Genomic DNA, 254 nt, shown 5'->3' on the forward strand with positions numbered 1-254 from the left:
CTCGCCAAACCGCTGCTGCGCCTGCGCATCTTCACCGTCACCCAGGTGCTGGAGCGTCGGTACAACCCCATGGCACGCCAGGCCAGTGCAGCGATCATGCTGGCATATGCGCTGATGATCGGCGTCACCTCGACCCTGGCCATGGCAACCGTACTGCAGGTGCTGCTGGAACTGCCGTTCTGGATGTCGTTGCTGCTCGGCGGTGGCGTGGTGGTGCTGTACTCGACCATCGGCGGCATGTGGTCGCTGACCCT

General features: G+C 64.2%; 1 protein-coding gene. It reads left to right on the plus strand.

Features of this window, described 5'->3' with window-relative positions:
• On the plus strand, positions 1-254 hold a 254-nt coding region (locus tag SB756_RS32550), incomplete at both ends, for a sodium:solute symporter family transporter (protein ID WP_410913571.1).

The organism is Pseudomonas sp. SIMBA_068, from assembly GCF_046534705.1.
GTDB classification, from domain to species: domain Bacteria; phylum Pseudomonadota; class Gammaproteobacteria; order Pseudomonadales; family Pseudomonadaceae; genus Aquipseudomonas; species Aquipseudomonas putida.